6 protein-coding genes are annotated in these 5,770 nt (G+C 67.1%); 5 read left to right on the top strand and 1 reads right to left on the bottom strand.

Features of this window, described 5'->3' with window-relative positions:
* Positions 1-97 precede the first annotated feature (97 nt).
* The 5 genes from HG543_RS50750 to HG543_RS50730 are packed head-to-tail and all read left to right on the top strand — an operon-like array spanning position 98 to position 4,777.
* Positions 98-976, top strand: coding sequence for an SCO family protein (locus HG543_RS50750; protein WP_169352194.1), 879 nt, complete (start codon positions 98-100; stop codon positions 974-976).
* The gene (gene coxB / locus HG543_RS50745) at positions 973-2,019 is read left to right on the top strand and encodes a cytochrome c oxidase subunit II (protein WP_169352193.1); all 1,047 of its coding nucleotides are present in this window, start codon (positions 973-975) and stop codon (positions 2,017-2,019) included. Before HG543_RS50750 ends, coxB begins: the two co-directional genes overlap by 4 nt.
* Positions 2,003-3,673, top strand: a complete 1,671-nt coding sequence (gene ctaD / locus HG543_RS50740; protein ID WP_169352192.1) for a cytochrome c oxidase subunit I — start codon at positions 2,003-2,005, stop codon at positions 3,671-3,673. The genes coxB and ctaD overlap by 17 nt, the downstream gene beginning before the upstream one ends.
* Positions 3,663-4,331 carry a cytochrome c oxidase subunit 3 family protein gene (locus tag HG543_RS50735; protein WP_169352191.1) on the top strand — a complete coding sequence of 223 codons (669 nt, stop codon included), beginning with the start codon at positions 3,663-3,665 and terminating at the stop codon, positions 4,329-4,331. The genes ctaD and HG543_RS50735 overlap by 11 nt, the downstream gene beginning before the upstream one ends.
* Positions 4,332-4,345: 14 nt before the next feature.
* On the top strand, positions 4,346-4,777 hold the full coding sequence (locus HG543_RS50730) for a cytochrome C oxidase subunit IV family protein (RefSeq protein ID WP_169352190.1): 432 nt from the start codon (positions 4,346-4,348) through the stop codon (positions 4,775-4,777).
* A gap of 85 nt (positions 4,778-4,862) precedes the next feature.
* Here HG543_RS50730 and HG543_RS50725 read toward each other — a convergent pair.
* A partial coding sequence (locus HG543_RS50725) for a DUF481 domain-containing protein (RefSeq protein ID WP_246357888.1) occupies positions 4,863-5,770 on the bottom strand: 908 nt, incomplete at its 5' end.

Raw genomic sequence — 5,770 nt, 5'->3', positions numbered from 1 at the left:
TCCCGCGCCTGCCCCGGGGACGACCCCGGCCCCGGGCACCCCCGCGTCACCGAGGCAGTAGCTTCCGCCGTTCCCCTGACGTAAGAGCCGTCCTGCAATGAAGCCCGCTCTCTACTACATCCCCCCACGCGCCACCGGCGCGTGCCTGCTCCTGGCGGCGCTGGTGCTCACCACCGCGCTGCCCGCGTTCGCCATGCCGGGTGCCGGCAAGACGCCGCGCTCCATCATCGAGGCGCAGCAGGACGTGCCACCGCAGGTGAAGGGGGTGGACGTCCAGGAGCACCTGGGAGAGATGGTGCCGAAGGACACGCGCTTCACGGACGTGGAGGGGCGCGAGGTGGCGCTGGGCGACGTGCTGTCCAAGACGAAGCCCACCCTGCTGACGCTCGTGTATTACAACTGCCCCATGCTCTGTAACCTGGTGCTCAACGCCCAGGTGAAGGCCATGCAGGAGCTGGGGCTGGAGCTGGGCAAGGACTACGAGGCCGTCACCGTCAGCATCGACCCCGAGGACACGCCGGTGCAGAGCCTGGAGCGGCGGCGCCGGCACCTGCAGTCCATGGGCAAGCCGGAGGGCGCTCCCTGGCACTTCCTCACGGGCACGGACGGTGAAATCCGCCGGCTCTCGGAGGCGCTGGGGTTCAAGTACACGTATGACGCGAGCACGAAGCAGTACGCCCACCCCGCGGTGGTGCATGTGCTCACCCCCGAGGGGAGCATCTCCCGGTATCTCTACGGGACGACCTTCCCTCCCAAGGACATGAAGCTGGCGATTCTGGAGGCGGCCAATGGCCGTGTGGGTACCAGCTTCGACCAGATTGTCATGTCCTGCTTCAAGTATGACACCGCCAGCCGGCGGTATGGCTTCTACATCTTCGGGTTCATCCGCCTGGGCGGCATCCTGGTATTCACCGCCCTGGCAACGATGCTGATCTATTTCTGGAGGCGCGAGCTGAAGAAAGGCGCGGCGGCATGAGCGAGCTTCTCAACAACATCCTGTTCCTCCCGGAGGCCGCGTCTACGTTCGCGGAGCGGATCGACCTGCTGCATCACTTCGTCGTGGGTACGACGATGGTGATGTCGGCCGGCGTCGGTCTGGCGGCCCTGTTCATGTTCTTCCGGTACCGCCGCCGCCTGCCCGCACAGGCGACGGAGTACGTGGTCCCCACCCTGAAGACGGAGTTCCTGTTCGTCTCCGTCCCCCTGGTGTTCTTCCTGGCCTGGTTCGGTATCGGCTTCCGGGACTTCACCTGGGTCACCACTCCGCCCAAGGACTCGATGGATGTCTACGTCATGGGCAAGCAGTGGATGTGGAAGTTCGCGTATCCGGAGGGGCCCAACGGCGTGAACGTGCTTCACGTCCCGGCGGGCCGCCCGGTGCGGCTGCTGATTACCTCCCGGGACGTGCTGCACTCGTTCTACGTGCCGGCCTTCCGCATCAAGATGGATGCGCTCCCGGGCCGCTACACGCAGATCTGGTTCGAGGCGACCAAGCCGGGCACGTACCAGGTGCTGTGCACCGAGTACTGCGGCCTGTCGCACTCGAAGATGCTGGCCGAGGTCGTGGTGCTCCCCCAGGAGGAGTTCGACGTCTGGATGAAGGAGCAGCGCCGCGGCCGCCTGCAGGACCGCCAGGACGCGCTGGCGGACACCTCGCTGGTGCCGCCGGTGGCCCGCATGGTGGAGCAGGGCCAGGTGCTCGCGGGCAGCCAGGGCTGCCTGAAGTGCCACTCGGTGGACGGCTCGCAGCACATCGGCCCCACCTTCCTCGGCCTGTATGACCGCGTGGAGCGGCTCCAGGACGGACAGAACGTCCGCGTGGACGAGGCCTACATCACCCAGTCGATGATGGACCCGGGTGCCCACCTCGTGGCGGGCTACCAGAACGTGATGCCGACCTACCAGGGCAAGCTGCAGGGCCCGGAGACGGCCGCCATCGTCGAGTACATCAAGTCGCTGCGCACTCCGAACGTCCGCGAGGGCGCCTCCGAGGGACCCGCCTATGACGCCATCCAGTAGCATCGCAGCCCCGGGCGCCACCCCCGCGCACGAGGAGCACCACGACCACCACCCGAGCTACCTGGTCGACGGCACCACCATCAAGTCGTGGCTGCTGACGGTTGACCACAAGCGCATCGGGCTCATGTTCCTGTTCTGGGTCCTGCTGTTCTTCCTGGTGGGCGGCATCTTCGCGCTGCTCATCCGGCTGGAGCTGCTCACGCCCGGTCCGACCATCATGGACGCGATGACGTACAACCGTACGTTCACGCTCCATGGCCTGGTCATGATCTTCCTCTTCATGATTCCGGCCATCCCCGCCGTCTTCGGCAACTTCATGCTGCCGCTGATGCTGGGCGCCAAGGACGTGGCCTTCCCCCGGCTGAACCTCCTGTCGCTCTACATCTACCTGACGGGCGCGATGCTGGCGCTGTGGGGCATGCTCAACGGCGGCCTGGACACCGGCTGGACGTTCTACACGCCGTACAGCGCGCACACGACGACGACGGTGGCGCCCGTGCTCTTCGGCGCGTTCATCATCGGGTTCAGCTCCATCGTCACGGGCATCAACTTCATCGTCACCACGCACACCATGCGGGCGCCCGGCATCACCTGGTTCAAGATGCCGCTGTTCGTGTGGGCCATCTACGCCACCAGCTGCATCCAGGTGCTGGCCACGCCCGTCATCGGCCTCCTGCTGGTGCTGGTGACGGTGGAGAACCTGTTCGGGTTCGGCATGTTCGACCCGGCCCGCGGCGGTGACCCGGTGCTCTTCCAGCACCTGTTCTGGTTCTACAGCCACCCGGCCGTGTACATCATGGTGCTGCCGGCCTTCGGCGTGATGAGCGAGATTGTCTCCGCCTTCAGCCGGAAGAACATCTTCGGCTACCGCGCGGTGGCGTACTCCAGCCTCGGCATCGCCTTCGTGGGCTTCTTCGCCTGGGGCCACCACATGTTCGTCTCCGGCCAGTCCACCTTCGCGGGCGGTCTGTTCGGCGTGCTGACGATGCTCGTCGGCGTGTTCACCGCCATCAAGGTCTTCAACTGGGTGGGCACCGTCTACAAGGGCGCCGTCGACTTCAAGACGCCCTTCGCCTACTTCTGCGGCTTCCTGTTCTTCACCGTCTTCGGCGGCATGACGGGCATCGCGCTGGGCACCACCTCGCTGGACATCCCCTGGCACGACACCTACTTCGTGGTGGCGCACTTCCACTTCATCATGGTGGGAGCCACCATCATGGCCTTCCTGGCCGCCATCCACTACTGGTTCCCGAAGATGTTCGGGCGCATGTACCACGAGGGGTGGGGCCTGGTGTCCGCGGCGCTCATCATCCTCGGGTTCAACGCCACGTTCATCCCCCAGTTCCTCCTGGGCAACAACGGCATGCCGCGCCGCTACTACGAGTACCCGGAGCGCTTCCAGGCGCTGAACGTGGCCTCCACGGCGGGCGCGTCCCTGCTGGCGTTCGGCTTCGTCATCATCGCCATGTACCTGGCGTACGCGCTGTTCTACGGCCGGGTGGCGGGCAACAACCCGTGGCGCAGCAAGGGCTACGAGTGGCTGACCGAGTCGCCGCCGCCCACCCACAACTTCGTGGGTCCGCAGCCGACGTACCCCGAGGAGCCGCACTTCTACGTGGATCCGAAGAAGGCCGAGGTGCCCGATGCAGTCTAGTGCTTCCACCGCCGGGGCCCCGGCGGCGCCCGTCCCCCGCCTTGCCATGCACTTCGCCTCGCTCGAGGTGCAGGACAACGCCGCGCGGCTGGGCATGTGGCTGTTCCTCACGACGGAAATCCTGCTCTTCGCGGGCCTGTTCATCTGCTACGGCGTCTACCGCTTCCTCTTCCCGGAGGCGTGGGCCGCCAGCAGCCGCAGCCTGGACCTGACGCTGGGCACGGTGAACACGGTGGTGCTCATCACCTCTTCGCTCACCGCGGCGCTCGCGGTGCACTACGCGAAGACGGGGAAGAACAAGGCCGTCGCCGTCCAGATCTTCCTCACGCTGCTGATGGCGATCGGCTTCCTCGTCATCAAGTACTTCGAGTACCACCACAAGTTCGAGATTGGCACGCTGCCGGGCCGCTACTACTTCTACGAGGGCATCCAGCTGCCGGGCGCGCCGATGTACTTCACGGTGTACTTCTGCGCGACGGCCCTCCACGGCCTCCACGTCGTCATCGGCATGGTGGTGCTGGCCTTCGCGATGGTGCGAGCGCTGCGCAAGGGTGACTTCGGTCCGAACAACTACACCATGGTCGAGCTGGGCAGCATGTACTGGCACCTCGTCGACCTGGTGTGGATCTTCCTCTTCCCGCTGCTGTATCTCGTCTGAAGGGTTCCTCCACCATGGCCACTGACACCCACCCGGGCGAACACCACGGACATCACGGTGCGGGCCGCTACTGGGTCATCTGGGGCGCGCTGCTGGTGCTGACGCTCATCACCGTCGTCACCGGCCGCATGCACATGCCGACCTTCGGCCTGATGCTCGCGCTCATCATCGCCACCACGAAGGGCGCGCTGGTCGCGCTGTTCTTCATGCACCTGTCCGAGCACCAGGGCCTCAACCGGCTGTTCTTCGCCGTGTCCCTGCTGTTCGTGCTGTTGATGCTGGCGATTCCGCTCATCGACCTGGGCACGCGCTACCGCTACGCCACGCCGCCGGGCTCGCAGTACAGCGACATGCAGGCGATCGACATCGGCGCCAACGCGCAGCAGGGCCGCTACGGCGGCAACCAGAAGAAGCCCACCTCGCAGGAGCAGTCCGAGGCGCACTAGTTCCGCTGAAGCAGCAGGGGCGGCACCACCGCCCCACCCTACGCGGCGCCGAGGAGCTTCCCCGGCGCCGCGTTGCTTTTGCGGGCTACAGCTTCACCTCGAGGTTGAGGGCCAGCGCGGTGTCGGTGGACACCTTGCCCGGGGGCGGCGCGCTGTCGTGCTTCACCATGAAGCTGGTGCTCAGCGAGAGGGCCTCCGTCAGGCCCACGGACAGCTGCGTCTGGCTGTTGAGCAGCATGCGCGAGTCACCGATGACGCTGACGAGCACCTCCACGTCCTCCTTGAAGAGGACGTTCTTGCTGAGGCCGTAGCGGAACACCGCGCCGAAGCGGGGGCCGCCCAGGTCCACGTCCTCCAAATCCAACCGCGTGGGGTAGTACTGGAAGCGCGTCTCGTGGGCGTAGCGGAAGGCGGCGTCCGTGCGCAGGTAGGACTCCTTGCCCTCGGGCGTCTTCTCGTCCCACCACAGCACGCCGAGACCGCCCTCGCCGAAGCTGCGCGACTCCACGCTCTTCACGTGGTCCGTCTCGGCGCCGGCCAGCAGGTAGCCGCTGAGCACCTGGGTGAAGCGGCGGTCTCCGCGCAGCTCCAGGCCCGCGTTGAGGGCCACCACCTGGGAGACGGCCTCCTCGCCCTCCACCTCGGGCGGGCGACTGCGGCCGTAGGAGCTGTACGCCTTGATGGCGTAGATCCAGTGCTCCGTCTTGCGCTGCGCGCTGGCGAGGCCGCTGAAGGTGAAGGTGGAGGCGTTGCCCGTCAGCGAGATGAGGCCCGCGCCCAGGGTGACGTCCCACACTTCCTTCTTCTCGGCGGCGGGGGCGGCCGCGGCTTCCGTGGGCGCGGGGGCGGCCGCGGCACCAGGCGCGGGAGCCCCGGCGGCGGCGGAAGCGGCGCGCTCGGCGGCCTCGGCGGCCCGGGCGCTCGCCTCGGCGGCGCGCTCGGCGGCGGCGGCGGCACGCTCGGCGGCGGCGACGGCGCGCTCCTCCGGAGTGG

Source organism: Pyxidicoccus fallax (assembly GCF_012933655.1).
GTDB classification, from domain to species: Bacteria; Myxococcota; Myxococcia; order Myxococcales; family Myxococcaceae; genus Myxococcus; species Myxococcus fallax.
Note: the sequence above shows the minus strand (reverse complement) of the source record. Positions and strands in the feature narration are given on the sequence as shown.